Below are 26,993 nucleotides of genomic sequence, written 5' to 3' on the forward strand. Positions count from 1 at the left end.
TCACGAACTAGAGACAGTTGGTCGGCTTGGGCAGACCGGCCAACCGAGCGCCGACCTTGGCCGGGCTTTCGGGAAAGAGTTTCATCAGATAGATCGAGCTGCCCTTCTCCGCGCCCAGCGACTGCTTCACCGCCTTGACCAGCGGGCGCATGGCTGGTGCCGCCTCGAAGCGTTGGTAGAAGTCACGCAACACCTCGATCACTTCCCAATGCTCGGAAGTCAGCTCTCGACCGTCTTCCGCCGCCAATGCTTCGGCAACGCGCTCCGACCAGTCGTCGAGCGATACCAGATAGCCCTCCGGGTCCAGCGCGATGGGCTGGCCTTCCACCATCAAGGTTCTTGCCGTCGTCTTTGCCATCAGAACCAGCTCACACAGCGTTCATGGGTTTCCGTCAAGGCCAGGAACCCTTTCATATCCACCACGGTAATGTCCGGGCTCACTCGCCCCGCCAGGCCGCGAGATACCAGATCTTCCTCGAGTACCGAAATCCGCCCCCCGAATGCCGCGAGCACGCCGCTGGCAGCGGGCAGCGCTGCGTAGCAGGCATCTTCGATCAAGAGTAGCTGATCATTCACGCCGAAAGCCTCGCCCAGGTCTCGATAGACGGCCGTCGACTGCGGAGATCGGTTAAGCAGATGCAGCAGCATGGGATGCGTTCCGGACTCAGAAAATCAGTGTATGGGGTTGGACCTGCATCAGTTCGGCCACCGCTTCGGCGCCCAGGGGCTTCACCGGCAACATCAACTCGTCTACCGACAGGCCGCGTTCCGAGAGCGCCGCTGCGCTGACCCATAACGAATCGATATCGTACATCTCCAGCATCGCCAGCTGTGGATGGGTACCCTTCTGGCCCAGCGCGCCGCTCTGCTGACCTTCCAGCAGCGCATAGACGCCATCGCCCTGAAACAGCAGACCCACACGCTGGCCGAACGCCGCAGCGACCAGCGCCACGTCGATCCCTTCGCGTAGCCAATGGCTGCCGTGGGGCGGATGACGCAGCACGATCAATACGTCCTGCGGCTCGATGTCGGAAACGTGAACACTCGTCATGGGGCAAACGTGATCAGTCGATCGTTGTTGAGCATGGCATCGACCAGTTGGCCAATGCCGGTCAGTTCGAACGGCGCTTCGACATTGTGCGCGGCCAGACCATGACGGCTGGCTTCGTCGGCACTCAACAGGCCACGCCGCAGACCAGCTGCAATGCAGACCAGCAGCTGGGTACCATAATTCTGGTGCAGCCGCTGCCAGCCCTCGGCCAGATGGACTTCGTCCTGCGGCGGCGACATCAATGCCGAGGCATTGTGCACACCGTCGTGGTAGAAAAACACGCTTGCCAGCCGGTGCCCGCTCGTGACGACGGTATCCGCAAAACGCAACGCCGACAGCGCCGCCTGGTGGCTATAGGGCGCGCCATGGACCAGCAACGCGTAATTCAGCATGACACCGCGGCTCCCGTTCATCCGATCGGTCATAGAAGGTCGAACCGATGACATGGTATCAAACGACGGGGCCCCACCGTAGTGGGGCCCCGAGACAGCCTATGTCACACCATGATCGCTAGTCGCGAGACATGACGCCGAGAATCGACAGCAGGCTGAGGAACAGATTGTAGATCGACACGTAGAGCGTGACGGTCGCCAGAATGTAGTTCGTCTCACCCGCACGGTTCACGATCTCGCTGGTCTGGTACAGGATCGCCGCTGACGAGAACAACACGAAACCGGCTGATACCGCCAGAGCCAGGCCGGGGATGTTGAAGACCATTGCCGCGACCATGGCCAGTACCAGCACGATGGCGCCTGCCATCATAAAGTTGCCCAGGAAGCTGAAGTCCTTGCGCGTGATCAGCGCAACGGCAGACAGGCCCAGGAACGTCGCGGCCGTCATGCCCAGCGCCGTCATCACCAGCTGTGCGCCGTTGGGAATCGACAGATAGAGGTCGATGATCGGCCCCAACGTGAAACCCATGAACCCGGTGAAGGCAAATATCGCTGCGATGCCCGCGCCGGAGTTAGCAGTCTTGTGAACCAGGAACATCAGGCCGTAAGCCCCGATGAAGAATACGAAAATGTTGAGCTGCGTGACGCCCATTGCCATGGCGGCGCCGGCGGTCACGGCAGAGAATAGCAGCGTCATGGCCAGCAACATGTAGGTGTTACGCAACACCTTATTGGTGCTGACCGCGCTCGATCGACGATCTGTGATGTCGTGCGACGTTCGAAAATCCATTGTAGTCCCCTCAGTTCTGTTGAAACTCACCCATGGACCACAATGCCCTTGCAAAGTTCCCCTGACAAGCGTTATACGACCGGCTCGAGGCGAAATAAGTTGTTGAAAGCTAAAGAACCTGTTGACGTATTCGGATCAGCTGGTAGTATTCCACGCCGTAAGCCGGAGGGATGGCAGAGCGGTTGAATGCACCGGTCTTGAAAACCGGCGTAGGTTAATAGCCTACCCAGGGTTCGAATCCCTGTCCCGCCGCCACGCTACATCTGGGAAGCCTCGTAAGCATCTGTGCTGCGGGGCTTTTTCCTTTCTGAGCCTGTCAAACCGCCCTCTTCTTCCTCCCGATCCTCGACCCACGCGTATTCGCCAGTATCTCTCGCGGCTTGCAAGCTGGCTCAGACTGAGAAATCCTGCATTTCAGTAATATAGAGCATCGTCGCGACCGAGCTTCGCAACCGAGACTTTGAGCCCGTCGTCGAAGACAAGCCGTACTTCGGTCAGGCAGCACGGGTGGCGAAATAGCGCTTTCCGAGCCCGGCACTCTATATCAATCTAAGCGAATCCCGTTCAAGGAAAACTACAATGACTCGCCCTACTCACTTCCCGCTTTGCTTCTCGACGAGCTGTCTGCTGTTGTCGTTGATGTCTTGCTCCGTCGCCCAAGCAGATAATGATGGATGGCCATGCACCAGTGGAACCTCAACGGCCGATATGAACGAATGCCTGACAAGTGTCGCGAAAGAGGTCGACGAAGAACTACATCGTTATCTGAAGGTAGCTCAGGCGTCACTCGATCAAGGCCATGAGCAGTTTCCCGACGGAGTCAAAAAAATAGATCTTTCTGAGGAGAGCGCTGCTTGGAAAGAGTACGTCAGCACCTATTGCAGGCACGTTTACGACTCCTATGGCACAGGTAGCCTGAGGGATTCAGCCGCAAGGCGCTGCTACGTCGATTTGACGAAGGAACGTACACATCGAATCTGGGAGGACTTCATCGCCACACCCGACTCGAGCGCTCCTGCGTTACCTGAGCCGAAAATATAAAGAGCTCGACGCTCGAGCCCGTTCCGCCATGTGGGTCAGCATCGCCTACAACTTTCCATTGTAGCCGAGGCAGCGCCTCTGCCGTGGGCAGCCCAATGCATTTTCTATAGCGCCACAAGCCAATCAAGACCAGCCAAGCTTTTCCGGCGGGTAGCTTTTTTTCGCGTCGGATTATTGGTCTTCACGCTGCTCAATCGATGCGACTCCCGCATATTGGTAGTTATCGCCGAGCGACGTAGATCTCAAAGTCGGTGTGGCTATTGCTTCTATCGCTGGGGCTCCTTCACGGCCTAGGCTCCAGAAGCCAAAGCTGTCATAGTGGATAGCCAACGCTTTAAAAATGGATACTCCATTGAATTACATAAGAAATATTGCTTATGCCGCTGTGATCGGCGCTGTATTCGCTTCGACTCAGGCGCTCGCAGACGATCTCGAATGCACCTCGGATAGCCTGATGAAGCATGTCAGCGAGCAGACGCAACAGATCGATGACTACATTTCCAGCAGCGACAATCCGCAGCAGACCCAGCAGGATCTGACCAGCATGGCGCGGGGCCTGCGGGAGAATGGTCAGGTTTCCAATCACGATGAAGAGATGAAGAAGCTGGCTAGCGGCGCTGACTTCGAGCCGTCCCAGTCTTTCTGTGACGATATGCAGACCACCATGTCTGCGCTCGAGTCTTACATGGAGAGTCATCCACAGTAATTCTCTCGAGCGATGCCGCTTTCGAGCCTGACGGCGGCAAGCTGGGCCAGCCGTCGCGCCGTGCCGGCATCATTTCGGCATCGAGATTGTTTTCGGGTCTATTCTGCTAGATACTGTATGGATAAACAGTCATTGCGGAGCCTTCGATGGTCATTTCCTTTCCAACGCCTGAAGCCAGACTCAGACGCCGTGTGGAAAAGCTTATCTCGGTGGCGCACGCCAATCGTCGCCATCAGGTGACGATCAGTCGAGGCGAAGGCGAGCCCGTGAATGTATGGGAACGGCTCGTCGAGCAGTTCGATGACAGCGACAGAATTCATGTCATACACATCACTCGTCACGACATCCTGCTCAACTGGTGCTCGTCTACTTCGGGCCTCGCTTCGTGAAGCCATCCGTGGGGTCACTCGTGCGGCCACAAGGCATTTTTTTCACGCACCGGTCTTGTCGGATATCGTAAATGGCGGGTGGATCTAGGCTTTTTTTGATTGACGATGCGGATGCGGGCATGAACGGTGCTACCCTGAACCTAGTCTTCAGTGATGTAGCCAATGTACCGCGCGTTAATTTTTCTCATCGCTCCCCTTCTTCTGGCAGGCTGTGTGTCGGCTAAGCCGCGGCTGACGGCCACGAATTTCCTGCAGGACAGTAATACCTGCGAGCGTCAGACACATCAGATCAGCGGTGAACCCGAGTATCAGCTATGCATGGCCAGGCGTGGGTGGCCGGATCCTCAGACGCAGGTGGCGAGAGAGCAAGCGGACGATAGCAATGGCGGCCGCAACAACGGCCTCATCGACGAGGCCATCAACGGCCTTCAATTCGGTTTGCAGTGGGATCTGGATCCAGATTGAGCGGTCATGCGTCATTCATGGAGCTGTTCATCAAGTGACATTAAGTGACAGTACCGTCGGCGAATCATCGCCTTGGCGACAACCGCCGCGCCGCTGTACAACACGGGCCACTCGGCTAACCTGATAGCCGACCCCTTTTCAGGAGGATTCCATCATGTCAGAACCGTTTGTCGAGATCAGAAAGACTCACAAACCGGGTAATCCGGCCGAGGTTTGCTACGAGGTCTATGATGGCGATACCGGTGGCAGCCTCGGACATTTTGCCGATGTCTCCCAGGCTCAGAAACGTGCCGACAGCATGAACCGGATGACATCCCGCGAGACCGGCAAGCGACTGGACAACCCCACCGACGAGGCTGAAGTCGAGTAGTACGCCTCGGGCCTTTTCCTGGGCTGCCGCTAAATTGAGCCCAGCACCTCTTCGCTGTCTTCACTCTCGGCTCAGTGGTAGAGACGCAAGCCGACCCGGGTCACGCGATTGCCTTCCATTTCGTTGACGACCCAGTGAAATCCGTGCCAATCGACGTCATCCCCGACCACGGGATGGCCTCCGACGCGAAGCGCCACGAACTCCCCAAGCGTCATCTCCTGCTCGCCAGGGCTCAAGGTCAAGCCGTAGGCGTTGGCCACTTCCTGCATCAGTGCCTCGCCATCCAGCGTGAACGTGCCGAAGAAAGCACGCTCTCGCTTGAGTTTGGCTTCGCCATTGAACAGGCGGTTGAGGGAGGGCAGATCACCGGTTCGCCCGATCAGACAGATGACGTCGCGCAGACGAAGGCGAGTACTCCCCTTGGGGTGCAGCATCGCGTGCTGGCGGAAAATCGCGGAGATCAACGTGCCTGACGGTAGACGCAATAGGCGAATCGGCACGTCATCGAGCGATTCGTTCTCGACCTTGTAGATGAACATCTCGTAGTCGTTTTCGGGCAATACGCCCAACTGCCCTCGCCGATCCGGTGTGGTGCTCTCCGGCAGCACGACGCGCATCCAGACCGCGACGCGTGCCAGCGTCGACCCCTGAAGCAGAAGCGAAATCAACACGACGAAGAACGCCACGTTGAAATAGAGCGAGGCGTTTTCGACACCGCTGATGACGGGGAAGATCGCCAGCACGATGGGTACCGCGCCGCGAAGCCCGACCCAGGAGATGAAAAAGAGTTCGCGCCAACGAAAATTGAAGAACGGCAGCAGCGAGACCATCACCGCGACGGGACGCGCCAGCACGATCAACGCCACTGCCAGAATCGCGCTGGGGATGGCGTAGTCGATCATCTCGGACGGCGTCACCAGCAACCCCAGCACCAGGAACAGACCGATCTGGCTGAGCCACGCCAGCCCGTCATGCACCGGCAGAATATGGTTGAGATGGCGGCCCGGCTGGTTGCCGATCATCAGGCCCGTCAGGTAGATGGCCAGGAACCCGCTGCCACCGGCGGCACTGGTCGCGCCGAAAATGCAGAATCCCAGGGCCAGGGCCAACAGAGAATAGAGACCCGGCGCCAGGTCCAGCCAGCGCAGCAGTTTGGCCGACACCCAGCCCCCACCCAGTCCGACCGCGAGACCCAGGCCGAACTGGAGAATGAAGTGCATCAGCGTATCCCAGACCCCACCGACGGCTCCCGTCAACAGCTCGGCCAGCGTGATGGTCAGGAAGATCGCCATCGGATCGTTGGTGCCGGACTCGATCTCGAGCGTCGCCCCTACCCGCTCGTTGAGATTGACGCCCTGACCCTTGAGCATCGAGAACACCGCCGCGGCATCGGTCGAGCCGACGATCGCGCCCACCAGCAAACCTTCGACCAGGCTCAGATCGAGTAACCACATCGCCAGCAGGCCGACAATGCCGCTGGTCAGGAAGACACCGATGGTCGCCAGCGAGAGCGCGGGCTTGAGGCCCACGCGAAACGTCCTGAACCGTGTGCGAAGGCCGCCATCGAGCAGGATCATCGCCAACGCGAGATGGCCGATCAGAAACGCCTGGGAATAATCGTCGAACTGCAGGCCGAGCACACCCTCCTCCCCGGCGAGCATGCCGAGACCCAGAAAGATGACGAGCAGCGGTACGCCGATTCGCGACGAAACGCGACTGGCCAGGATGCTGAGGGCTATCAGTGCCCCGCAGACGAGAAAAAGGCTATTGATCGAGTCCAAGACTGAGCCCGTTGGTCAGGTTGAAAGGGCAAGATTCAAGCCACAGTATGCCACGTCCGCGAAAGCTTGCGGCGCTGAAAAGTGCTGTGAATTTAATCTTTTAGCCATTGAGGGTGAGCGTATACCCAGTTTTTTCCGTCTTCGCCATGCAGCGATAACGCCAGCGCCAACGCCCGCATACCGGCACGATACGCGCCGAGCGCGGGCAGGGGCTGATAGCGGCGATACGCGGTGACGAACGCGTCACGCTGGCCCGCGGTGGCGAGAATCAGTTCGAGCAGACACAGATCGAATTCCAGCGGCGCCCACACCAGGGCTTCCCAGTCACTCCAGAGCCAGTCCGTCGCCCCCGCCAGGAACTGATCGCTACGCAGGTCGGGCAGCGACCAGACGGCCCGCGTGGGCACCGGAAAGATCGGCGCCTCACCCACCCAGTCACGCTGGGGATGATGTTCGAGGAAGCGCCCGGCCCGTTCCGGCCAACGCGATAGCGGCGACACGTCGCCCGCGGGATGGCCGAACCCCGGCAGCCCCTCATGATGCAGGATTCCCAGCTGATGGCCCAGATGCTGCGCCAGCGCCACGCCCATTGGCGGCGGTTCGGCCCGCCGCCAGGGCAGGCTCCAGAGCGGTGCGCCCTGCAATCGCCCCAGATAGGTCATCGGCAGCGGAGCCAGCGGGAGTCGCGGCGGCAGCATGCCCGGTAGTTGGGTCAAGGCTTCCGCAGACTGCCAGCGGTCAAACCCGAACAGCCGCTGAAGACCTCGCCAGAACGGGTCGGTCGTCGGCGACCTTCTCGCCAGCTTGAAAAGTTGTGGCGACAGCTCCTCACTGCGCCACAGCCAGTTGGCGCTGTCCGGCCAGCGAAGCGCCAGCGGCGTCAGTGACTTGCCGGTCAATACCGATACCCGTCGCGTCAGTTCGGGGGAGGCGTGGGGCGAGTCGTCGAATGCCGTCAATGAACATCATCCTTGCAGGAGCGCTGCCATCGCCGGTGGGCAGGCGGCGCTGGTCGGCGTACAATTCGGGGCACTGGATAGGGGTGCCCGTCACGCGGGCTGAGAGTGAAATTGGCTGCAGGCGCGATCGAGCCATCGAGAACGCGATTGTAAACAGCCATGCACAACCCTGGAACCTGAACCGGCTAGTACCGGCGGAGGAAATGCCAGCAGTTCTCGCATGTCTTCTTCCGGTTCCCCTCAACGGGAGTTGTCATGCCACCACCCGGACTCCTCGTCCGGCAGGCTTCGCTGACCTTCGGTGATCGCCCGCTGTTTCACGACCTTCAGGCCTGCTTCGATGCAAGCAGCTGGACCTGCCTGCTCGGCCGTAGCGGCAGCGGCAAGAGCTCGTTACTGCGCATGATCGCCAGCCTGAAACTGCCTGACAACCATCACATCGATCTCGAAACCAGCGACGGTTCGCCGCTGACGGGTCGGCTGGCCTGGATGGCGCAACAGGATCTGCTCGTGCCCTGGCAGCGCGTGGCAGGCAACGTGATGCTCAGCGCCCATTGGCGAGGGCGTCCTACCTCCGCTGATCGCCAGCGCGCCGGGCAGCTGTTGGAACAGGTCGGTCTTGCCGACAAGGCCGAGCAGTGGCCCGACGAACTCTCCGGCGGGCAACGTCAACGCGTCGCCCTCGCCCGCACCCTGTTCGAGAACGCCAGCGTGGTGCTGATGGACGAGCCCTTCTCTGCGGTGGATGCCATCACGCGGCTGGAACTTCACGAACTCGCCAGTCGGCTGCTGGCCAATCGCACCGTGATCATGGTCACTCACGATCCGCTGGAAGCGTTGCGGTTGGCCGATCGGATTCTGATCCTCAAGGGAGAGCCGGCTCGGCTGGTATCGATTGGGGTGCCCGAAGGCTCTCGCCCTCGCCCGCTCGACGACAGCGAACTGCAGCGTCGTCAGGCCGAACTGGTAACCCAGCTGCGGGAGTCCGATCATGACTGACCGTCGCGGCTGGGATCGCTGGATGCGCCCGCTGCTGGCGCTCGTCGTGCTCGTCGCGGTGTGGCAGCTCATTCTGACGCTGACCGGCGTGCCCCGCTATATTCTGCCCTCGCCGATGGCCGTCGGCCGCGCCCTGATCGAGCAGCGCGGACTGCTGGCCCATCACGCCGGCATCACCGCCATCGAGATCGTGGCCGGACTGATCGGCGGCATCCTGCTGGGGCTGGCCACCGCATTGGCACTGGCTCGATTCCGGGCGCTACGCCGAACGCTGCTGCCACTACTGCTGATCAGTCAGGCCATTCCGCTGTTCGCGCTGGCGCCGATCCTGATGCTGTGGCTCGGCTATGGCATCGGCCCCAAGATCCTGATGGCCATGGTCATCATCTACTTTCCGGTGGCCTCGACCGGCTACGATGGCCTGCGCCAGACGCCCCAGGGGTGGCTGGATCTGGCCCGGACGTTCGGGTTGAGCCGGCGTCAGCGGCTGTTGAAGGTTCAGCTGCCGGCCGCATTGCCGTCGCTGGCCTCCGGACTGCGAATGGCAGCCAGCGCCGCGCCGATCGGCGCCGTGATCGGCGAATGGGTGGGCTCGAGTCAGGGGCTTGGCTACCTGATGCTGAACGCCAATGCCCGGCTGCAGATCGATCTGATGTTTGCCGCCCTGGTCGTGCTGGTCGCGTTCGCCGTGCTGCTCTACTTCGGCGTCGATGCCGCATTGAGACTGGCGATGCCGTGGCAGCAGGACCGGATAACGACCGATGACTGAAGCCGATATGACATCTGGCGCAGACGACAGTGCCTTGCCTTCAGGCCTTCGCCTGAACGCATCACCCAAGACGAACACCTAAGACCATCCATTCGACCCAACGAGGGAATCCGGAATGATGACTTCACGCTCGACGCCTTGGTACCGCAGGCTGGCCATGAACCTGGGACTGTTCGGTCTGACTCTGGTCGGCCTGGCATTGTTTGGGCTGGCATCAGCCTCGCCGGCACTGGCGCAGGACAATGACGACGACCTGGCGCCACCGCAGATGATCCCTTTGAGCGTGATGCTCGACTGGTACGTCAATCCGGTCCACGCCCCGATCATCATTGCCAAGCAGCGCGGACTGTTCGAGAAACGCGGGCTGGACGTCGATATCCAGTCTCCCGCCGACCCCAGCGTTCCGCCCAAGCTGGTCGCAGCCGGACGTATCGACCTTGCGGTCAGCTATCAACCTCAGCTGCATCTGCAGGTCGACCAGGGGCTACCCGTCGTCCGGGTCGGTACGCTGATCGCGACGCCGTTGAACGCGCTGCTGGTGCGCGCGGACAGCGGAATCGACGATATCTCCCAGCTTGCGGGCAAGAAGATCGGCTACTCGGTGGGCGGCGTCGAGGAAGTGCTGCTTGCGGCGATGCTCGAGCACAACGGCCTGAGCCTGAAGGATGTCGAGATGGTCAACGTCAACTTCTCGCTGACACCTGCCCTGATCAGCGAGAAAGTGGATGCAGTGACCGGCGCGTTCCGCAATTTCGAGCTGGCGCAGATGAAACAGGAAGGCGTCGAAGGCAAGGCGTTCTATATCGAGGAGCAGGGGATCCCCGACTACGACGAGCTGATCTTCGTCGCCAATCGCGACACGCTCGATCAGCATCGCGACGCCGATCGACGCTTCATGGATGCTATCGGCGAGGCGACCTCCTGGATCATCAACCATCCTGACGACGCCTGGCAGAGCTTCATCGGCTATGATCCGTCGCTGGATACGCCGCTGAACGCCGCGGCGTGGAAAGCCACCCTGCCGCGCTTCGCGCTGCGTCCCTCGGCGCTCGATACCAAACGCTATCGCGACTTCGAAGCCTTCCTGCTCGAGCGAGGGCAGATCAAGGCGCAGAGTCCGGTTTCTCGTCTCGCGGTGGATCTCAACGCCTCCCAGTGACACGCATTCCGGTGGATGACATGAGTTCGAATTCAACCGACGGCGATTCCTCGCGCCCCGAACCGTCGCGCCCCGAAGCCTGGCGCTACGACCCGCAGCAGGATCCGGTCGAGACGCTGCCCAGCGTCTCGCTCGACGACCTGGCCGCGCTTCCCGCCCGGCCGGGTGTCTACGTCTTTTTCGGTCTCAACGATTTACCGCTCTATGTCGGCAAGAGTGTCGATATCCGCAGCCGCATCCGCAGTCATGTCCAGCAGCCGGCCAGCCGGCGGCATGCCCAGATGATCGACCAGACCCAACGTATCGCCTGGCTTCGGACCAGCGGCGATCTCGGCGCGCAACTGCTCGAGGCCGACTTGATCAAACGCTGGGTGCCGCTCTACAACCGCCAGTTGCGCAAACGCGTCCGCATGGTGAGCTGGAACTGGCCCGAGGGCGATGCCCGGCCGGCGCTGACCGACGGCCAGTGGGTGGTGACGGCACGAACTCAGTTCTACGGCCTGTTCCGCAATCGCCGCGATGCGCAGATGACATTACGCGACATCGCCACCGAGGAATCGCTCTGCCTGCGGGTGCTGGGGCTCGAAGCGGGCAGCGGGCGCTGCTTCGGCTATCAGATCGGGCGCTGCCGTGGCGCCTGCTGCGGTGGGGAGACCCTTGACGACCACGCCTCGCGAGCGCGTGACGCCATGGAGCGGCTGCGCATCGAGAACTGGCCCTGGCCCGGCCGGGTCGCCTTCCGTGAAACCAATCGCTATGGCGAGGCCGGGCTGCATATCGTCGATCACTGGCACTATCAAGGCAGTGTCGCCCGGCTCGAGGAGCTCGACGTGCTGCCCGATACTCGCGGCTTCGACATCGATACCTACCGCATTCTCAATCGCTTCATTGCCGCGCCGAGCCCGGCGATCGAGGCCATCCCGATCGATGGCGAGATCGACTGATACCCGATGCGAGATCGAGTGATACGACGCGTGATCGACTGATATGACGAGCTACGGCGCGTCGATGAAGCGATTCACCGCTTCGCGAAAGGCTTCCGGCTGTTCGGCGTGCAACCAGTGGCCGGCGCCGTCCAGCGTCTGCCACTCTGCGCCGGGCAGAACCGCCTCGACCGCGTCGCGATAATCGTCTCGCACGTAGGGCGACGCGCCACCACGGATCAACAGTGTCGGCCCTTCGAAGGGTGCGTCCCCATCGGGGGCGGCGACGATATCTTCGTAGCCGGCACTGATTTCGTCGAGCCCTACGCGCCAGCGCATCACGCCGTCGTCGTCGCTCACCAGATTGGTGGCCAGAAACTGCCGCGTGGGCGCACTGGCTATCGCCTCTTCCATCAGCCTGCCGGCATCGCGCCGGGAGGCCGGCTCGGCCGCCTCGACCCGACGCATGGCGGTGAAAATGTCGTCGTGACCATGGGCATAGACCACCGGGGCGATATCGGCGACGACCAGGTGAGCCACCCGCGCCGGATGCAGGCGTGCCAGCGTCATCGCGACCTTGCCGCCCATCGAATGGCCCAACAGGTCGATCCTGTCGATCTCGAGCGTATCCAGCAGCGCGATCACATCGGCCGCCATCGACGCATAGCGCATGCCGTCGACATGCGGCGAGCGACCATGATTGCGTAGATCGACCGCGATCACGCGACGCTCGCTCTGCCACTGTTTGATATGGGAACGCCAGTTGTCGGCGCTGCCGAACAGGCCGTGCAGCACGACTAGCGGAAGCGCGGTCCGGGCGTTCTCCGGCTCACCGGTATCGATACAATGAAGTTGCAACGTCGTCTCTCCTGATAATCTGCCTAACACCGTTGGAGCAGAATAACAAAGCCTGCGCCGCAACGCCGATCCGTCGTGTCACGACACCCTCAACTCCGCTGGCGTGATATGCCCGGCAGATTCAACTGGTCGCGCTGCGTCAGCAGACGCCGCCCCAGATAGGCCAGCAGCACGCCATATAACGGCAGGAAGAAAACCAGGCTGATCGTTAGTTTGACGGCGTAGTCGAACCAGGCGATTTCGACCCAGTGCTGCCGCATGAAGGGATCCGGGCCCTGCCAGAAAGCGATCGCAAAGAAGGCGAAGGTATCCGCCAGATTCCCCAGGATGGTGGAGAACGTCGGCGCGACCCACCAGGCGCGAAGACGGCGCATCCGATCGAAGACGTGAATGTCGAGCAGCTGACCAAGCACATAGGCCATGAAACTGGCCAGCGCAATCCGGCCGACAAACAGATTCCACTGCGCCAACGCCTCGAAGCCCTGGAAGCGGCCCTGCTGGAACAGCACCGATACGCCATAGGAAACCAGCAACGCTGGCAACATCACGCTGGCGATGATGCGCCGCGCCGATGACTTGCCGAATAGCCTGACCGTCAGATCGGTGGCCAGAAAGATGAAGGGGAAACTGAAAGCACCCCAGGTGGTATGTAAACCCCAGAGCGTAAAGGGTAGCTGAACCAGATAGTTACTGGCGGTGATCACCAGCACGTGAAAACTGACCAGCCAGAACAGGGCGAGCCGGAGTTGGCGACTGTCGAGTGTCAACATGGAGAACCTTTTTCGTTTGCCGGCGCTTCTGACCCATGAAGCGTGTGTCTACCGGAGCGTGGCCGAGGGGTAAGGGAACCCTCTGGATGACGTGGTTGTGACGCCGTGATGGCGTCCCCCGCGAATAGCGGGCGCATATTATAGAGATTGGGAAGATCAACGGCCAGAAAAACTACCGATTGTCACGGGTTAAAAAACTATTGTAACAATAAGTTACATTAAGCTAATATGACGCGAGACTGAACCGCCGGTTCAGTGTTGGCAACCCGCCAACGCGAATGCGGAATTTTTTATGACGACCACAGTTACCCCGCTCGGCGATCACCAGATCGGCCCTGCCACGGCCACGCTCAAGGCTATCGCCAACGAAAGCCGGTTGCGCATCTTGTGCCTGTTGATGCGTGGCGAGCGTTCGGTTACCCAGATCAACCAGGAGATGACGCTGAGTCAATCAGCGCTGTCACAGCATCTGGCGGTGCTACGCCAGGAGCGTCTGGTATCGACACGTCGCAGCTCGCAGGTGATCTACTATTCACTCCAGGGCAATGCTGCCGAGCGCCTGATTCAGACGCTCGGCGAGCTGGACATCGGCTGACACCCATAGCGAAGCGATACTAGCGGCGCTGCCAGCGCAGATCGTCGACGCGCTGGAGCACGCCGTCGACGCCTTTTTCCAGACGGCTGTCCACGCCTTTGCCCAGCCTGCCGATCAGGCCGGTGCGGGTCTCCAGCGATACCTTCAATACCCGAGCTCGCTGGCGCTGCTTCTCCAGCAGATAGGCGTCGCTGGTGCCCACGGCATCGACCAGGCCGGCGGCCAGCGCCTGGCTGCCATACCAGATCTCGCCGGTCGCGGCGGACTCGACATCCAGCCCGGGGCGTCGCTCCCCGACGTAATGCTTGAACAGGTCATGAGTCGAGGCCAGATCCTCGAGAAACTTGGCTCGCCCTTCTTCGCTGTTCTCGCCCAGTACGGTCAGCGTGCGCTTGTAGCGCCCGGCTGTCAGCAGTTCCACGTCGACATCGTGCTTCTTGAGCAGACGATGGACGTTGGGTATCTGGGCCACGACCCCAATCGACCCGATCACGGCAAAGGGCGCCGCGATCAGCTGATTGGCGCAGCATGCCATCATGTAGCCGCCGCTGGCCGCGACCTTGTCGACGCATACCGTCAGTCGGGCCCCGGCGTCGCGAAGACGATCCAGCTGGGCCGCCGCCAATCCGTAACTGTGGACCAGCCCGCCGCCCGACTGCAGCCGCAGCACGACCTCGTCGCCTGACCGAATCTCCTCGAGCAGCAGCGATACCAGCTCGGCCAGCGCGGGTGTGCCGGACGCCTTGAGGTCACCATTGAAATCCAGCACCCAGACTCGCTCGGTATTGGCATCCGCGCGTTCCTTGGCGGACTGCTTGTCAGCCTGCTTGCCGGATTTCTTGAGCCGCTTGGCGAGCTGGCGCCGGCTCGCCTTGGGCTCAGCCGCCAGACGCAGCTGTCGGCGCCGACGCTGAAAGCGCTCATCGAGCTCGACGACCTTCAACGTCGCCCCACCGCCGCTCTGCCCTTTTCGTCGCCCGTGGGCGATCAATGTCAGGATCACCCCAAGGGCGATCACCAGAGTGGCGGTCTTCGCCAGAAAAAGGCCATAGTCGGCCAGCCATTCGATCACTTCACGCTCCTTGCACTGAGAAATACCCGTTTCCAGGCCTTCGTTCTATCCGAGTCGCGTCCACGCCAAACTCGTTTTCGCCCCGACGATCGTCTGGCGCCTGATTGAGGCCAGCATGCGCTTGCACGAGACTTGCATGAAAATATGGGCAATGATTTGCTTAGCGTTTTGTGACCGGAGAGACCCTCATGGAAGACCAGCAACTGATTGCCAAGCTCCGCGCGCGCTTCGACGCCGAGGCTGCCGAGTCGGTGTCGGCCATCTATCAATTCGATCTCGACGACGTCGACGACTACCACATGTCGATCGATCACGGCGTGCTCGATATCCAACCCGGCCGTCATCCGGACCCTAGCGTCACCATCATCAGCGACACGCAGACCTTGCTGGCGCTGGTGAGGAAAGAACTCAATACCATGCAGGCGTTGCTGACGGGCAAGGTCAAGGTCAAGGGCGACATCGGCCTTGCCAGCCGGCTACCCAAGCTGTTCGGCAAATCCAAGGCCTGAGTCGGCCCGATCAGCGCACCGCCACCGATTCGCAGTGAGTGTCGATCAACTGGCGCGAGATCGAGTAGACCGGCGGAAGCTGCGGCAGCTTCTGCGGGCGAAACCAGGCCGCATCGACGATCTCTTCCCCATCGATGCGGATGCGTCGACTGGCGGCTTCGGCGAAGAATCCCATCATCAGCGAGTGCGGGAACGGCCACGACTGACTCTTGAAGAAGCTGACGCGACCGACATCGACACCCACCTCTTCCATCACTTCTCGCCTGACCGCAGCCTCCACCGCCTCGCCCGGCTCGATGAAACCGGCCAGCGTCGAGTAGCGCTGAGGCGGGAATCGAGGGCTGCGCGCCAGCAGCATGTCCTTGCCGTGGGTCACCAGCGTGATGATGCATGGCGAGATACGCGGATAGCCGCGTAGACCGCAATTATCGCACTGCATCGCGAACTCGTGAACGAGCCGCCGTGTGGCGTGGCCGCAACGGCCACAGAAGCGATGATCCCGCTCCCAGCGTGTGACCTGGAGTGCCGTTGCCAACAGCTCGCTCTGCGCGGCCGGTACCTGCGCAAGCCAGTCGCGGAACGCCGGCCAATCGTCGCGCCCCGCCTCGACCACCACGGCCACGGGCTCACCCAGCCAGTAACCCAGCGGCAGCGCCCGTTCCGGCCAGCGTTCGCAGCGGATCAGCATGTTGCCGGCATCCGACGCCACGCCGTTGTCGCTCATGCGCAGCAGCCAGCCGCCCTTGGCATCCGCCGGCGGCATCTCGCGTTGTAACATCAGCGTGGGGTCTCCGGCAGAGCCAAGGCATCCCAGTGGCACTGACCCGCCGCCTGGCGAATCTGCTCGAGGCGCTGCTGATGCGCTTCCCACTCGGCTGCGCTCGGCTGGACCACGGCCAGCGTCGAGCCGTTGCGCTCGACCTGACGCCTGCCGCTGGCGCCGCCGGACTCCCGATTCTCGCTGGTGTCGTTGCCGGCCAGCGACAGCGCGGTCTGGCCCCCGGTCATGGCGAGATAGACTTCGGCCAGGATTTCGGAGTCCAGCAGCGCGCCGTGGAGCACACGCTGGCCGTTGTCGATGTCGTAGCGCTTGCACAGCGCGTCGAGGCTGTTGCGCTGCCCCGGGTGCATCTGCCGCGCCATCTTCAACGTGTCCAGAATGCTGCAGTGCTCGGCCACCGGCCCCAGCATCGGCTCCCCGCGGGCCGCGTTCAGCAACTTGAACTCATGATCGAAGAAGCCGACGTCGAACGGGGCATTGTGGATCACCAGCTGCGCGCCGCGCATGAACTCCCACAGGTCGTCGGCGATCTGCGCGAAGACGGGCTCGTTGGCGACCCGTTCGCTGGTAATACCGTGAATCTCGACGGCTTCCGCTTCGATATCCCGTTGCGGGTTGACGTACTGGTGATAGGTCCGTCCGGTGAACCGGCGATTGACCAGCTCGATGCCGCCGATCTCGATGATGCGATGGCCTTCCCGCGGATCGATACCGGTGGTTTCCGTGTCCATGACGATTTGACGCATACCGTTATCCTCGCTTGTGTCCGGCGGCTTGAATGTCCGGAGGCTCAGTGCCTGTAGACCTAGTGCCGGTGAACCCAGTGCCCGTAGCCTCAGTGCCTGGCGGCCGTCACTCGTTGTACGGGAAAAATTGCTGTCGAGGCGCGCTCAACGGACTGAAGACCGCCGCGCCGCGACGACTTCATCGATCGCCTCGTTGACCAGGCGGTCGGCGGCCTCGTTGCCCTGATGGCCACTGTGGCCCTTCACCCAATGCCACTCGATGGCATGGCGCTGGGTCTCGGCGAGCAGTTCCCGCCACAGTTCGGCGTTTTTCACCGGCTGCTTGGCCGCGGTTTTCCAGCCCCGCTTCTGCCAACCATGGATCCACTCCGTGATGCCTTTGCGGACATACTGGGAGTCGGTCCAGAGCGCAACCCGGCAGGACCGATCCAGCGCCCGTAACGCCTGGATCGCCGCCATCAGCTCCATGCGGTTGTTGGTGGTTTCGGCCTCGCCCCCTTTCAAGGGCTTCTCATGGTGGCCGGAAACCAGCAACGCACCCCAGCCGCCGGGGCCGGGATTGCCACGGCAACCGCCGTCGGTATAGATCGTCACGGCGGGCATCGTCGAATCGGGTTTTGGAGCAGGCAAGACGTAAACTCTCTGTGAAGTCGGACTTTGATGTCAGGCGGTCGTCTGGGAGACACGAGTGCGGGTCACGGCACTGGCACTGGCATTGGCATCGATGACGCCATTGAAGCCGTCACTCGACGTCGCCGTTCGCTGATCGCTGTCGGCGGCCTCGAGCGCGACCCGGCTGGGCAAGGGCCCGGGGCCAGCGACGCGGCGAGACTCTTCGTCACGCCGACCACGGGCGTGCGCCGTCTCCTTGGCGAGCCCTAGCCAGGCACCGGACTTGTTGCCACCGAGCACCCGCTCCCGCACCTTGATCGGCTGGACCGGAATGCTGCGACGCCGGGCCACCATCAGGTAAGCCGAAGCCAGCGGCAGATTGTAGCGCCGGCCCAGCGTCTCGAGCCGCTCACTTCCGCTGGCGCGACCGGGCAGTCGGAAGCCGCAGTAGTCTACCCGCTCGATCTCGAAGTCGACAAACGCCAGCCAGTCGCGCAGGCGGCCGGGAGTACGCCACTGCTGCTGCCACGGCGCGGGCCGCTGCCGCGGACGCAGACCACTGGGACCGAACGGATGCCAGCCGAACACCAGCAGACGCCCGTCGGCGCGGGTAACGCGTGCGGCTTCCTGCAGGACGTGATGCGGATGCTCGACGGCTTCGAGCAGATGGTGCAGCACCACCAGATCGAGGCTGTCATCGGCGAGCGGAAGACGATCGGGAAGGCAGACGAGGCTGTTGGCACCACGAACGAGGTCGGGCGTCGGGGCCCAGTCCAGCGCATGGCGGATCGGGCACATGTCGCTCATCAACGGCGCCATGCCCAGTTGCAGGCTGACGATCCCTCGATGATGCTCGCAGTGCGGCCCCAGGCATGCACGCTCCGCCCGCCACAGCGAGAGGCCGGGCGCCGATTCCCAGAATCGACGCCCTTCGCGGACGATTGCCTGCAAACCCGGATCGGTGGGCGAGATTGACACGACCGACTTTACTCCCCAAGGTTATCGCTTTTTAAACGGTGGCTCGTCGGGTTCGACGACGGTTCCTGTACTAAAAAGGTCATTTTAGTAAGGTCTTTTCCAGACGGCCTGGGGAACCTCCGGGCAATGCCTGGATCTGAGCGATGGGTCGCGCGGATCGAGCGATATTCGCCGTCGACGCCGCAACCCGCACGTAGAACTCCCTGGACGAAGCCGCCGCAGAAGGATGCCATATGTTGACCGTGAAACCGATTCCCGCGTTGCAGGACAACTATATCTGGGTATTGCGCCAGGACAATCAGGATAGCGTCATCGTCGTCGATCCCGGCGACGCCGCGCCGGTTATCGCCTGGCTCGAGCAGGAAAACCTGGCCCTGGACACCATCCTGATCACTCACCATCACCAGGATCACACCGCCGGGCTTGCCGAGCTGATCGAGCGTTACTCTCCCAAGGTCTACGGTCCCGCCAACGACGCCATTGCCGGTATCGACCATCGCGTCGGCGAAGGCGACGAATGCCGCGTCCTCGGTCGACGCTTCGAGGTGTTTGCCGTACCCGGCCACACGCTGGATCATATCGCCTTCTACGCTCCCGGGACACCGGGCCTGCTGTTCTCCGGCGATACGCTGTTCTCCGGTGGCTGCGGGCGCCTGTTCGAGGGCTCGCCAGAGCAGATGTACGAATCACTGGCCAAGATCCAGTCCCTGCCGGAAGACACGCTGGTGTTTGCCGCCCATGAATACACGCTCGCCAACCTCGCCTTCGCTGCAGCGGCCGAACCCGACAATGCGGCCCGTGATGCCTACCGGGACGAGTGTCGCACGGCCCGCGACCTGGACCGCCCGACGTTACCGACCACGCTGGTCCGTGAGCGCCAGATCAACCCGTTCCTGCGCATCGACGAGCCTGGGCTGCTCGAGACTTTACGTCAGCGCGGTGCTGCCGATAACGGTATGGAGGCTTTTGCCACCCTGCGGGCGTGGAAAGATCATTTTTAGCATTGCGATGAAAGACGAGGTTACTCGCTGTTCGCCTTATCCGGTTGTGCGACAGCGTCATCAAGGATTGTCGAACACATGATTTCCCGATCGAGGCGCTGCCAGGTTTTCGTTGGCCTGGCAGGCAGCCTGCTACTCTCCGCGCTGCCCGTGACTGCCATCGCGGGCAGCGGCGCCGATGCCCAGGCCAGTGCGCCCCAGCGCACCTTCTGGTCATCGCTGAAACTGCAGAAGCATCGTTCGCCGGACGCCTGGCTTCGCCTGCGCGAGGCATTTCGTCTTTCTCACGAGACGGCCAACCCCCGAGTCGCCGAGTGGCTCGAGTGGTATCGGGAACACCCACAGCACGTCGAGCGCGTGGCGGCCCAGGCCCGGCCCTGGCTGCGCTGGGTTACCCTGCAACTGCGGTCTCGTGATCTGCCCGGCGAGATCGCCCTGTTGCCGTTCATCGAGAGCGGCTACGACCCTACCGCCACCAACCCCGGCGGTGCCGCCGGTCTCTGGCAATTCATGCCCGCCACCGGCGACGCCATGGGCCTATCGCGCACCGCCTGGTATGACGGTCGACACGATGTCGTGGCCGCCACTGGCGCCGCGATGAGCTATATCCGGCAGCAGGCCGACCGCTGGTACGATGGCGACCTGTTGCTGGCACTGGCGGCTTACAACGCTGGCGCCGGCACGGTGAATGCGGCCAGAGAGGCCGCCGCCAATCGCGGCGACCCGATCGATTACTGGCACCTGCGTCTGCCCGCCGAAACCATGGCTTACATCCCGCGCCTGCTGGCGCTGTCCGAAGTGATCGCGGAGCCGGAACAGTACGGTGTGGTGTTACCGGAAATACCCGATAGCGTCCAGTTTGCCCAGGTCCCCACCGACGGCCCGCTGACACTGTCGATGGCGGCCGATCTCGCCGGGGTCGATCCCCAGACGCTTCGCCAGCTCAACCCGGGATTCAAGCGGGCATCCACGCGCCCTCGCGGCGATGCCACGATCCTTGTGCCCGTCGCGGTCAAGCAGCGGTTTCTCGCCAACCTGGCAACGCTACCCGCCGCCGAACGCACGGTACTCGACCGCTACGTCGTCAGACGCGGCGACACCCTCTCCGCCATTGCTGCGCGCTTCGGTGCCAGCGTTGCCGAGATCCGTCGTGAAAACGGCCTCGAGGGCAGCACCATCCGCGTCGGACAGACCCTGACGGTTCCGGCCACGGCAATCGCGCAAAACAGCAATGCTGGTCGATAGAGCTTGGAGGTCAAGCGCCGACGGCGTCGGGAAATAGCGCTTTGAAATCACGGCCGTTGCCGGTACAACGTGTCGAAGTGTGGCCGCGCCTGGATGTCGGCATGCCTGATGTCATAGCGCCTGATGTCATAGCGCCTGATGCCCTTGCTGGCATCCGTACAAGATCCGCGACACGTGAGGAAAGGATGTCGACGATGGCTGGATTTCGAGGGTTACTGGCGACGGTCACGCTGGCGCTGGCCATCGTGTTGCCAGCAGCCGCGCTCGCCCAGCAGTATGATTCTGAGGGAAAAATCGCTGAAGGAAAAAGCGCTGATGGAACAAGCGTCGAGAAAAAAACCACCGCCGAACAAAGCGCCGTGGAAAAAACCGGCGACGTGCCGACCGTTCACGCCATCGCCCTCTACGACGACCCGGGCTTGCCCGCGGACTTCGACCATCTGCCCTACGCCAACCCCGCCGCGCCCAAGGGCGGCACGCTGCGCCGGGCCGCCAACGGCAGTTTCGACTCCACCAACCCGTTCATCATTCAGGGCACGCCCGCCGACGGCCTCAACCAGATCTACGATACGCTGATGGAATCCAGCGCCGACGAGCCGTTCACCATGTACGGATTGCTGGCCGGCGGTATTCGTCTCGATCCCGACCGCCACTGGATGGAAATCGATATCCGGCCTGAAGCGCGCTTTCACGACGGGAAGCCGGTAACCGCCAGGGACGTCGTGTTCAGTTTTCGCCTGCTGCGCGACAAGGGTTCGCCGTTCTATCGGGCCTACTACGCCAGCGTCGAATCGGTCTCGGCGCTCGGCGAGCGCACCGTGCGCTTCGAGTTCTCGAACAATCAATCGCGGGAGCTGCCATTGATCCTGGGTCAGCTTCCGGTATTACCCGAGCACTACTGGCAGGACCGGGACTTCACCAAACCGACGCTCGACAAGCTGATGGGATCCGGCCCCTACGAGATCGCTGAAATCGATCCCGGTCGGCGCATCGTCTATCGTCGGGTCGACGACTACTGGGGCCGCGACCTGCCGCTCAATCGCGGGCGCTACAATATCGATCGGCTGATCTACGACTACTTCCGCGACCAGTCCGTGGCACTGGAGGCCTTTCTTGCCGGCGCACTGGACATGCGCATCGAGAGCAGCGCCAAGAACTGGGCGACCGCCTACGATACCCCGGCCGTCGAGGACGGAGCGATCCAGCGAGTCATCGTTCCCGATGGCCAGCCGGCGGGAATGCAGGGCTACGTCTTCAACACGCGACGCGACAAGCTTTCGGATCCCAAGGTTCGCCGCGCGCTGGGCCTGGTGTTTGATTTCGACTGGATCAACCAGCACCTGTTCTACGGCGCCTATCAACGTACTAATAGCTACTTCCAGAACTCGGAGATGGCCGCCAAGGCCTTGCCGGACGGCGCCGAGCTGAAACTGCTCGCGCCCTATCGAGACCAACTGCCCGACGCGGTATTCGACCAGCCGCTTCCAGTCCCCCAGCCGGAGTCTTTGCGGCCACGGCTGCGCGAGGCGCTCGATCTGCTCCGCGAAGCCGGTTACGACGTGCGCGACGGCAAACTCGTCAACCTCGCCACCGGCCAGCCGTTCACGCTGGAATTTCTGCTCTACGACAGTCAGTGGGAGCGGATTACCCAGCCGTTCGTGCGCAATCTCGAACGGCTCGGCATCCAGAGCGAGATTCGCGTGGTCGACGTCAACCAGTATCTCGATCGCCTGCGCGGATTCCAGTTCGACATGATCGTCGGCAGCTTCCCGCAGTCGGCCAACCCCGGCAACGAGCAGCGGGACTTCTGGACCAGCGACTATGCCGATGTGCCACAGAGCCGCAACCTGGCGGGCGTGCATGACCCGGTGGTGGACGCGCTGGTCGATCGATTGATTCAGGCCGACAGCCGCGACGACCTGGACATCGCCTCGCGGGCGCTCGATCGCGTTCTTCGATGGGGTTTCTACGTGGTTCCGCAGTGGAACTTCGACGGCACCCGCGTCGCGGTCTGGGACAAGTTCGACTACCCCAGACCGTTCCCGCGCTACACTCCCGATTTCACGGTGTGGTGGGTCGACCCCGACCGCGCTCGAGCCGTCACCGCGCGTCAGCGCGGCCAGGAGTGATTGTCGATCATGGCCAGCTATATCGTTCGCCGCCTGCTGCTGATGATCCCGACGCTGCTGGGAATTCTGCTGCTCAACTTCATCATCGTCCAGGCCGCCCCGGGCGGGCCCATCGATCAGATGATGGCGCGTTTCGAAGGCTTGAACAGCAACGCCAGCACCGGTCTCGAAAGCGGCGGCGGTGACGGTAGCAATGGTGGTGGCAACAGCAGCGGCAGCGCGCAGCGACTCCATGGCGTCGACGAACAGCTGCGACAGCAGTTGACTGAGGAGTACGGCTTCGACAAGCCGGCCTGGGAACGCTTCGGGCTGATGCTCAAGGACTACGCGACGTTCGATCTCGGCGACAGTCTGTTCCGCGGCCAGCCGGTGATCGATCTGATATTGGATCGACTGCCGGTGTCGATCTCGCTGGGGCTTTGGACCACGCTGCTGGTCTATCTCATTTCGATTCCGCTGGGCATTCGCAAGGCGCTGCGCCACGGCAGCGCTTTCGACGTTTGGTCGTCGGGCGCGGTGGTGGTCGGCTACGCGATTCCCGGGTTCCTGTTCGCCATCCTGCTGATCGTGGTGTTCGCCGGCGGCAGCTACTGGAACTGGTTCCCGCTGCGCGGGCTGACGTCGTCCAACTTCAGCGAGCTGTCGCTGCTCGGCAAGATCCAAGACTATTTCTGGCATATCACGCTGCCGGTCCTCGCCTCGGCCATCGGCAGTTTCGCCACGTTGACCATGCTCACCAAGAACAGCTTCCTCGACGAAATCCACAAGCAGTACGTGCTGACGGCAAGAGCCAAGGGCGCCTCGGAGCGCCGCGTACTGTACGGCCACGTCTTCCGTAATGCCATGCTGATCATCATCGCCGGGATGCCGGCGGCGCTGATCGGCATCCTGTTCACCGGCTCGCTGCTGATCGAGGTGATCTTCTCCCTCAACGGCCTGGGCCTGCTCGGATTCGAGGCGGTCATGCAGCGCGACTATCCGCTGATCTTCGGCACGCTCTATCTCTACACGTTGATCGGGCTGGTGCTCAAGCTGGTCTCGGATCTGACCTATGTGTGGGTCGACCCTCGCATCGATTTCGGCACCCGGGAGTCCTGATGACATCGAGCCGCCGCCGGCATCTGTCGCCGATCACCCAGAGACGCCTGCAGGTCTTCCGTGGCAACCGCCGCGCCGTCTGGTCGCTGTGGATCTTCGGACTGCTGTTCATCGTCAGCCTGGGCGCCGAGCTCATCGCCAACGACAAGCCGATCGTGATGCAGTACGACGGCCACTGGTACGTGCCGCTGCTGGTGGATTATCCGGAAACCGAATTCGACGGTTTCCTGCCGACGACGGCGGACTATCGCGATCCCGTGGTTTTCGAGCAGATCGCCAGCAACGGCTGGATGCTGTGGCCACCGGTGCCGTTTTCCTATCAGACGCTCGATCGCGACGTGCGCGGGCCGGTGCCCTCGCCGCCCGGCAGCCGCCACTGGCTGGGGACCGATGACCAAGGCCGTGACGTGTTTGCCCGTGTCCTCTACGGATTCCGGCTATCGGTCGCTTTCGCCCTCGCGCTCACCATAGGCTCGATTTTTCTGGGCGTCGTGATCGGCGGCATGCAGGGTTATTTCGGCGGCAAGGTCGACCTGATCGGCCAACGCGTGATCGAGATCTGGTCCGGGTTGCCGGTGCTATTCCTGCTGATCATTCTCGCCAGCCTGGTCGAGCCCAACATCTGGTGGCTGCTGGGCATCATGCTGCTGTTTTCGTGGCTGGGTCTGGTGGATATCGTGCGCGCGGAATTTCTGCGTGCCCGCAATCTGGAGTACGTCAGAGCCGCTCGCGCCATGGGCTTGCCCTCGCGCCTGATCATGCGTCGGCACGTGCTGCCCAACGCGATGGTCGCCACGCTGACGTTCATTCCGTTTCTGTTTACCGGCGCCATCACCACCCTGACGGCGCTGGACTTTCTGGGGTTCGGTCTGCCGCCGGGCTCGCCCTCTCTGGGTGAACTGGTCGCCCAAGGCAAGAACAATCTTCAAGCGCCGTGGCTCGGCGTTACCGCCTTCATCACCTTGAGCCTGATGCTGTCGCTGCTGGTGTTCATCGGCGAAGGACTTCGCGACGCTTTCGATCCGCGCCATATTCTCACAGCGACCCGGATTCCGAATCCCCCTGCCGCCGGGCCCCAAGCCCCGGCAAACCGACCGCGTCAGGAAAGTCTCCCATGAGCGACCACCGACTCTTCGAACTTCGTCGTCTCACCGTCCGCTTCGGAAGCCACGTCGCGGTCGACTCGCTGGATCTTCACGTCGATCGCGGCGAGACGGTGGCCGTGGTCGGCGAATCCGGCTCGGGCAAGTCGGTCAGCGCGCTGGGGGCGTTGGGATTGCTGCCCGCAGGGGCCGATATCGAGGGCCAGCGGCGTTTCGACGGCCGCGACCTCGGCGAATTCTCGCCGCGCCAGTGGAACGCGCTACGCGGCGGCCGGATCGGCTTCGTCTTTCAGGAACCGATGACGTCGTTGAATCCGCTGCACAGCGTTGGCAAGCAGTTGGGAGAAACCCTGCGACTGCACCAGGGGCTGCGAGGTCAGGCCGCCAAGGGCCGCATCCGCGAACTGCTGACGCAGGTCAAGCTGCCCCGGGTCGATGAGCTGATTGCGGCCTGGCCCCACCAGCTTTCCGGCGGGCAGCGCCAGCGGGTGATGATCGCCATGGCGATCGCCAACGATCCGCAGCTACTGATCGCCGATGAACCCACCACCGCGCTGGACGTGACGGTTCAGCAGGAGATTCTGGCACTTCTGGACGATCTGCGTGATCGCTACGGTATGGGTCTACTGCTGATCAGCCACGATCTCAACCTGGTGCGGCGTCACGCCGATCGCGTGGTGGTCATGCGTCACGGCGAATGCGTGGAAGCCGGGCCGACAACCGATGTTTTCGACACACCACAGAACGCCTACACGCGTCAGCTGATCGACGCGATACCCGCCGGCCGGCCGCTGCCCGTGCCAGAGAATGCCGCGACGCTGCTGAGCGCCAACGATGTGGGCATCACCTTTGCCCGGCCCAAGCCGTTTCTGCGCCCCCGGCCGCCCGCTTTCGTCGCGGTCGAGCCTCTGTCGCTTCAACTGCGTGAGGGAGAAACACTCGGCGTGGTGGGTGAATCCGGTTCCGGCAAGAGCACGCTGGCGGCTGCCCTGATTCGCCTGCTACCGGCCAGTGGCGAGATCCATTTTGACGGCCTGCGCCTGGATTCACTGAGCGGTAACGCGCTCCGGCGCCAGCGACGCGGTTTCCAGATCGTATTTCAGGACCCCTACGGTTCGCTGTCCCCGCGCATGCCGGTCGCCGATATCATCAGCGAAGGGCTGCGCTTTCATCACCCCGAACTCGACGCGTCGAGCGTGACTAAACGGGTCGCAGAGGCGCTACGGGAAGTCGACTTGCCGCCGGATTGCGGCCACCGCTACCCGCACGAGTTCTCGGGCGGCCAGCGCCAGCGCATCGCCATCGCTCGCGCCTTGATTCTCAAACCCCGGCTACTGGTACTCGATGAACCGACATCGGCGCTGGATCGCACCGTACAGAAGCAGCTGATCGAACTGCTGCGCAGCGTCCAGGCCAGGCATGGCCTCAGCTACCTGTTCATCAGCCACGATCTCGCTGTGGTGCGCGCGATGGCCCATCGGATACTGGTACTGAAAGAGGGCAAGGTCGTCGAAGAGGGCCAGTGCGAAACACTGCTCGAAGCGCCCCGCTCGGCTTATACCCGAGCGTTGATCGACGCTTCGTCACTGGTCTGATGACTGCTTTTAAGAAGTTGCGTTACCTTTAAATTTTGAAGAAAGATAACGGTATAAACGTTGACTCGCAATAGATAGAGAAGTGGTCAACGGCAACATTGTTGGCC

30 protein-coding genes, 1 tRNA gene and 1 riboswitch are annotated in these 26,993 nt (G+C 62.2%); of the genes, 17 read left to right on the forward strand and 14 right to left on the reverse strand.

Annotation, left to right across the window (positions count from 1 at the left end):
- Window positions 1-7 precede the first annotated feature (7 nt).
- The 5 genes from BTW08_RS09665 to BTW08_RS09685 all read right to left on the reverse strand — a co-directional run bounded on the left by BTW08_RS09665 (window position 8) and on the right by BTW08_RS09685 (window position 2,233).
- Window positions 8-358 (reverse strand): TusE/DsrC/DsvC family sulfur relay protein, encoded by a 351-nt coding sequence (locus BTW08_RS09665; RefSeq protein WP_075562318.1) that lies wholly within the window; start codon window positions 356-358, stop codon window positions 8-10.
- A complete protein-coding gene (gene tusB / locus BTW08_RS09670; protein ID WP_083627795.1) occupies window positions 358-648 on the reverse strand; it encodes a sulfurtransferase complex subunit TusB in 291 nt (96 codons plus the stop codon). Before tusB ends, BTW08_RS09665 begins: the two co-directional genes overlap by 1 nt.
- Window positions 649-664: 16 nt before the next feature.
- Window positions 665-1,051 carry a sulfurtransferase complex subunit TusC gene (tusC, locus tag BTW08_RS09675; RefSeq protein ID WP_075562319.1) on the reverse strand — a complete coding sequence of 129 codons (387 nt, stop codon included), beginning with the start codon at window positions 1,049-1,051 and terminating at the stop codon, window positions 665-667.
- The gene (tusD, locus tag BTW08_RS09680) at window positions 1,048-1,440 is read right to left on the reverse strand and encodes a sulfurtransferase complex subunit TusD (protein ID WP_075562422.1); all 393 of its coding nucleotides are present in this window, start codon (window positions 1,438-1,440) and stop codon (window positions 1,048-1,050) included. Before tusD ends, tusC begins: the two co-directional genes overlap by 4 nt.
- A gap of 121 nt (window positions 1,441-1,561) precedes the next feature.
- Window positions 1,562-2,233 carry a Bax inhibitor-1/YccA family protein gene (locus BTW08_RS09685; RefSeq protein ID WP_075562320.1) on the reverse strand — a complete coding sequence of 224 codons (672 nt, stop codon included), beginning with the start codon at window positions 2,231-2,233 and terminating at the stop codon, window positions 1,562-1,564.
- Window positions 2,234-2,397: 164 nt separating this feature from the next.
- Here BTW08_RS09685 and BTW08_RS09690 point away from each other — a divergent pair.
- The 5 genes from BTW08_RS09690 (at window position 2,398) to BTW08_RS09715 (ending at window position 5,204) form a co-directional block, all read left to right on the forward strand.
- Window positions 2,398-2,488: transfer RNA gene (locus BTW08_RS09690), tRNA-Ser, on the forward strand.
- A gap of 1,240 nt (window positions 2,489-3,728) precedes the next feature.
- On the forward strand, window positions 3,729-3,980 hold the full coding sequence (locus BTW08_RS09700; RefSeq protein ID WP_110691821.1) for a hypothetical protein: 252 nt from the start codon (window positions 3,729-3,731) through the stop codon (window positions 3,978-3,980).
- A gap of 146 nt (window positions 3,981-4,126) precedes the next feature.
- Complete coding sequence (locus tag BTW08_RS09705) at window positions 4,127-4,369, forward strand: DUF1654 domain-containing protein (RefSeq protein WP_075562323.1); 243 nt, start codon at window positions 4,127-4,129, stop codon at window positions 4,367-4,369.
- A 162-nt stretch (window positions 4,370-4,531) separates the two neighbouring features.
- Complete coding sequence (locus BTW08_RS09710; RefSeq protein WP_075562324.1) at window positions 4,532-4,834, forward strand: hypothetical protein; 303 nt, start codon at window positions 4,532-4,534, stop codon at window positions 4,832-4,834.
- 154 nt (window positions 4,835-4,988) lie between these two features.
- A complete protein-coding gene (locus BTW08_RS09715; protein ID WP_075562325.1) occupies window positions 4,989-5,204 on the forward strand; it encodes a hypothetical protein in 216 nt (71 codons plus the stop codon).
- A gap of 71 nt (window positions 5,205-5,275) precedes the next feature.
- Here the strand turns inward: BTW08_RS09715 and BTW08_RS09720 are convergent, their stop codons facing one another.
- The gene (locus tag BTW08_RS09720) at window positions 5,276-6,985 is read right to left on the reverse strand and encodes a potassium/proton antiporter (RefSeq protein WP_075562326.1); all 1,710 of its coding nucleotides are present in this window, start codon (window positions 6,983-6,985) and stop codon (window positions 5,276-5,278) included.
- Between the two features lie 92 nt (window positions 6,986-7,077).
- The gene (locus tag BTW08_RS09725; RefSeq protein WP_075562327.1) at window positions 7,078-7,944 is read right to left on the reverse strand and encodes a hypothetical protein; all 867 of its coding nucleotides are present in this window, start codon (window positions 7,942-7,944) and stop codon (window positions 7,078-7,080) included.
- A gap of 69 nt (window positions 7,945-8,013) precedes the next feature.
- A riboswitch (TPP riboswitch) is annotated at window positions 8,014-8,164 on the forward strand.
- A gap of 35 nt (window positions 8,165-8,199) precedes the next feature.
- On the opposite strand from BTW08_RS09725, the gene BTW08_RS09730 reads away from it, so the two are divergent.
- The 4 genes from BTW08_RS09730 (at window position 8,200) to BTW08_RS09745 (ending at window position 11,815) form a co-directional block, all read left to right on the forward strand.
- A complete protein-coding gene (locus BTW08_RS09730; RefSeq protein ID WP_075562328.1) occupies window positions 8,200-8,943 on the forward strand; it encodes an ABC transporter ATP-binding protein in 744 nt (247 codons plus the stop codon).
- Window positions 8,936-9,712: an ABC transporter permease gene (locus BTW08_RS09735; RefSeq protein WP_075562329.1), complete on the forward strand. Its 777-nt coding sequence runs from the start codon at window positions 8,936-8,938 to the stop codon at window positions 9,710-9,712. Before BTW08_RS09730 ends, BTW08_RS09735 begins: the two co-directional genes overlap by 8 nt.
- Window positions 9,713-9,827: 115 nt before the next feature.
- The gene (locus tag BTW08_RS09740; RefSeq protein ID WP_246837691.1) at window positions 9,828-10,871 is read left to right on the forward strand and encodes an ABC transporter substrate-binding protein; all 1,044 of its coding nucleotides are present in this window, start codon (window positions 9,828-9,830) and stop codon (window positions 10,869-10,871) included.
- A 20-nt stretch (window positions 10,872-10,891) separates the two neighbouring features.
- Window positions 10,892-11,815 (forward strand): GIY-YIG nuclease family protein, encoded by a 924-nt coding sequence (locus BTW08_RS09745; RefSeq protein ID WP_075562330.1) that lies wholly within the window; start codon window positions 10,892-10,894, stop codon window positions 11,813-11,815.
- A 51-nt stretch (window positions 11,816-11,866) separates the two neighbouring features.
- Here BTW08_RS09745 and BTW08_RS09750 read toward each other — a convergent pair whose 3' ends face one another.
- On the reverse strand, window positions 11,867-12,652 hold the full coding sequence (locus BTW08_RS09750) for an alpha/beta fold hydrolase (RefSeq protein WP_139313621.1): 786 nt from the start codon (window positions 12,650-12,652) through the stop codon (window positions 11,867-11,869).
- Window positions 12,653-12,741: 89 nt separating this feature from the next.
- Entirely contained in the window at window positions 12,742-13,422 is a 681-nt protein-coding gene (locus BTW08_RS09755; protein WP_075562332.1) for a 7-cyano-7-deazaguanine/7-aminomethyl-7-deazaguanine transporter, read from the reverse strand.
- Window positions 13,423-13,714: 292 nt separating this feature from the next.
- Between BTW08_RS09755 and BTW08_RS09760 the strand changes: the two genes are divergently transcribed.
- The gene (locus tag BTW08_RS09760) at window positions 13,715-14,017 is read left to right on the forward strand and encodes a metalloregulator ArsR/SmtB family transcription factor (protein WP_075562333.1); all 303 of its coding nucleotides are present in this window, start codon (window positions 13,715-13,717) and stop codon (window positions 14,015-14,017) included.
- Between the two features lie 19 nt (window positions 14,018-14,036).
- On the opposite strand, the gene sohB is transcribed toward BTW08_RS09760, so the two are convergent.
- Window positions 14,037-15,089 (reverse strand): protease SohB, encoded by a 1,053-nt coding sequence (gene sohB, locus BTW08_RS09765; RefSeq protein WP_075562334.1) that lies wholly within the window; start codon window positions 15,087-15,089, stop codon window positions 14,037-14,039.
- Between the two features lie 188 nt (window positions 15,090-15,277).
- On the opposite strand from sohB, the gene BTW08_RS09770 reads away from it, so the two are divergent.
- Window positions 15,278-15,598, forward strand: coding sequence for an SCP2 sterol-binding domain-containing protein (locus BTW08_RS09770; RefSeq protein ID WP_075562335.1), 321 nt, complete (start codon window positions 15,278-15,280; stop codon window positions 15,596-15,598).
- Between the two features lie 10 nt (window positions 15,599-15,608).
- Here BTW08_RS09770 and nudC read toward each other — a convergent pair whose 3' ends face one another.
- The 4 genes from nudC to BTW08_RS09790 form a co-directional block, all read right to left on the reverse strand.
- The gene (gene nudC / locus BTW08_RS09775) at window positions 15,609-16,376 is read right to left on the reverse strand and encodes an NAD(+) diphosphatase (RefSeq protein ID WP_075562336.1); all 768 of its coding nucleotides are present in this window, start codon (window positions 16,374-16,376) and stop codon (window positions 15,609-15,611) included.
- Window positions 16,376-17,125: a DNA polymerase III subunit epsilon gene (dnaQ, locus tag BTW08_RS09780; RefSeq protein ID WP_075562337.1), complete on the reverse strand. Its 750-nt coding sequence runs from the start codon at window positions 17,123-17,125 to the stop codon at window positions 16,376-16,378. The genes nudC and dnaQ overlap by 1 nt, the downstream gene beginning before the upstream one ends.
- Window positions 17,126-17,269: 144 nt before the next feature.
- Entirely contained in the window at window positions 17,270-17,728 is a 459-nt protein-coding gene (rnhA, locus tag BTW08_RS09785; RefSeq protein ID WP_075562338.1) for a ribonuclease HI, read from the reverse strand.
- Window positions 17,729-17,788: 60 nt separating this feature from the next.
- Window positions 17,789-18,715: a methyltransferase domain-containing protein gene (locus BTW08_RS09790; RefSeq protein WP_083627797.1), complete on the reverse strand. Its 927-nt coding sequence runs from the start codon at window positions 18,713-18,715 to the stop codon at window positions 17,789-17,791.
- Window positions 18,716-18,948: 233 nt separating this feature from the next.
- Between BTW08_RS09790 and gloB the strand changes: the two genes are divergently transcribed.
- The 6 genes from gloB to BTW08_RS09820 all read left to right on the forward strand — a co-directional run bounded on the left by gloB (window position 18,949) and on the right by BTW08_RS09820 (window position 26,886).
- Window positions 18,949-19,716, forward strand: a complete 768-nt coding sequence (gloB, locus tag BTW08_RS09795; RefSeq protein WP_075562340.1) for a hydroxyacylglutathione hydrolase — start codon at window positions 18,949-18,951, stop codon at window positions 19,714-19,716.
- Between the two features lie 78 nt (window positions 19,717-19,794).
- On the forward strand, window positions 19,795-20,961 hold the full coding sequence (locus BTW08_RS09800) for a transglycosylase SLT domain-containing protein (RefSeq protein ID WP_075562341.1): 1,167 nt from the start codon (window positions 19,795-19,797) through the stop codon (window positions 20,959-20,961).
- Between the two features lie 194 nt (window positions 20,962-21,155).
- Complete coding sequence (locus BTW08_RS09805; protein ID WP_075562342.1) at window positions 21,156-23,090, forward strand: extracellular solute-binding protein; 1,935 nt, start codon at window positions 21,156-21,158, stop codon at window positions 23,088-23,090.
- A 9-nt stretch (window positions 23,091-23,099) separates the two neighbouring features.
- Entirely contained in the window at window positions 23,100-24,188 is a 1,089-nt protein-coding gene (yejB, locus tag BTW08_RS09810; protein ID WP_075562424.1) for a microcin C ABC transporter permease YejB, read from the forward strand.
- A complete protein-coding gene (locus tag BTW08_RS09815; protein ID WP_075562343.1) occupies window positions 24,188-25,306 on the forward strand; it encodes an ABC transporter permease in 1,119 nt (372 codons plus the stop codon). Before yejB ends, BTW08_RS09815 begins: the two co-directional genes overlap by 1 nt.
- Window positions 25,303-26,886, forward strand: a complete 1,584-nt coding sequence (locus BTW08_RS09820) for a dipeptide ABC transporter ATP-binding protein (protein ID WP_075562344.1) — start codon at window positions 25,303-25,305, stop codon at window positions 26,884-26,886. Before BTW08_RS09815 ends, BTW08_RS09820 begins: the two co-directional genes overlap by 4 nt.
- Window positions 26,887-26,993: the final 107 nt, after the last annotated feature.

It is taken from the genome of Salinicola sp. MH3R3-1 (genome assembly GCF_001937155.1).
In the GTDB taxonomy this organism is placed as follows: Bacteria; Pseudomonadota; Gammaproteobacteria; order Pseudomonadales; family Halomonadaceae; genus Salinicola; species Salinicola halophyticus.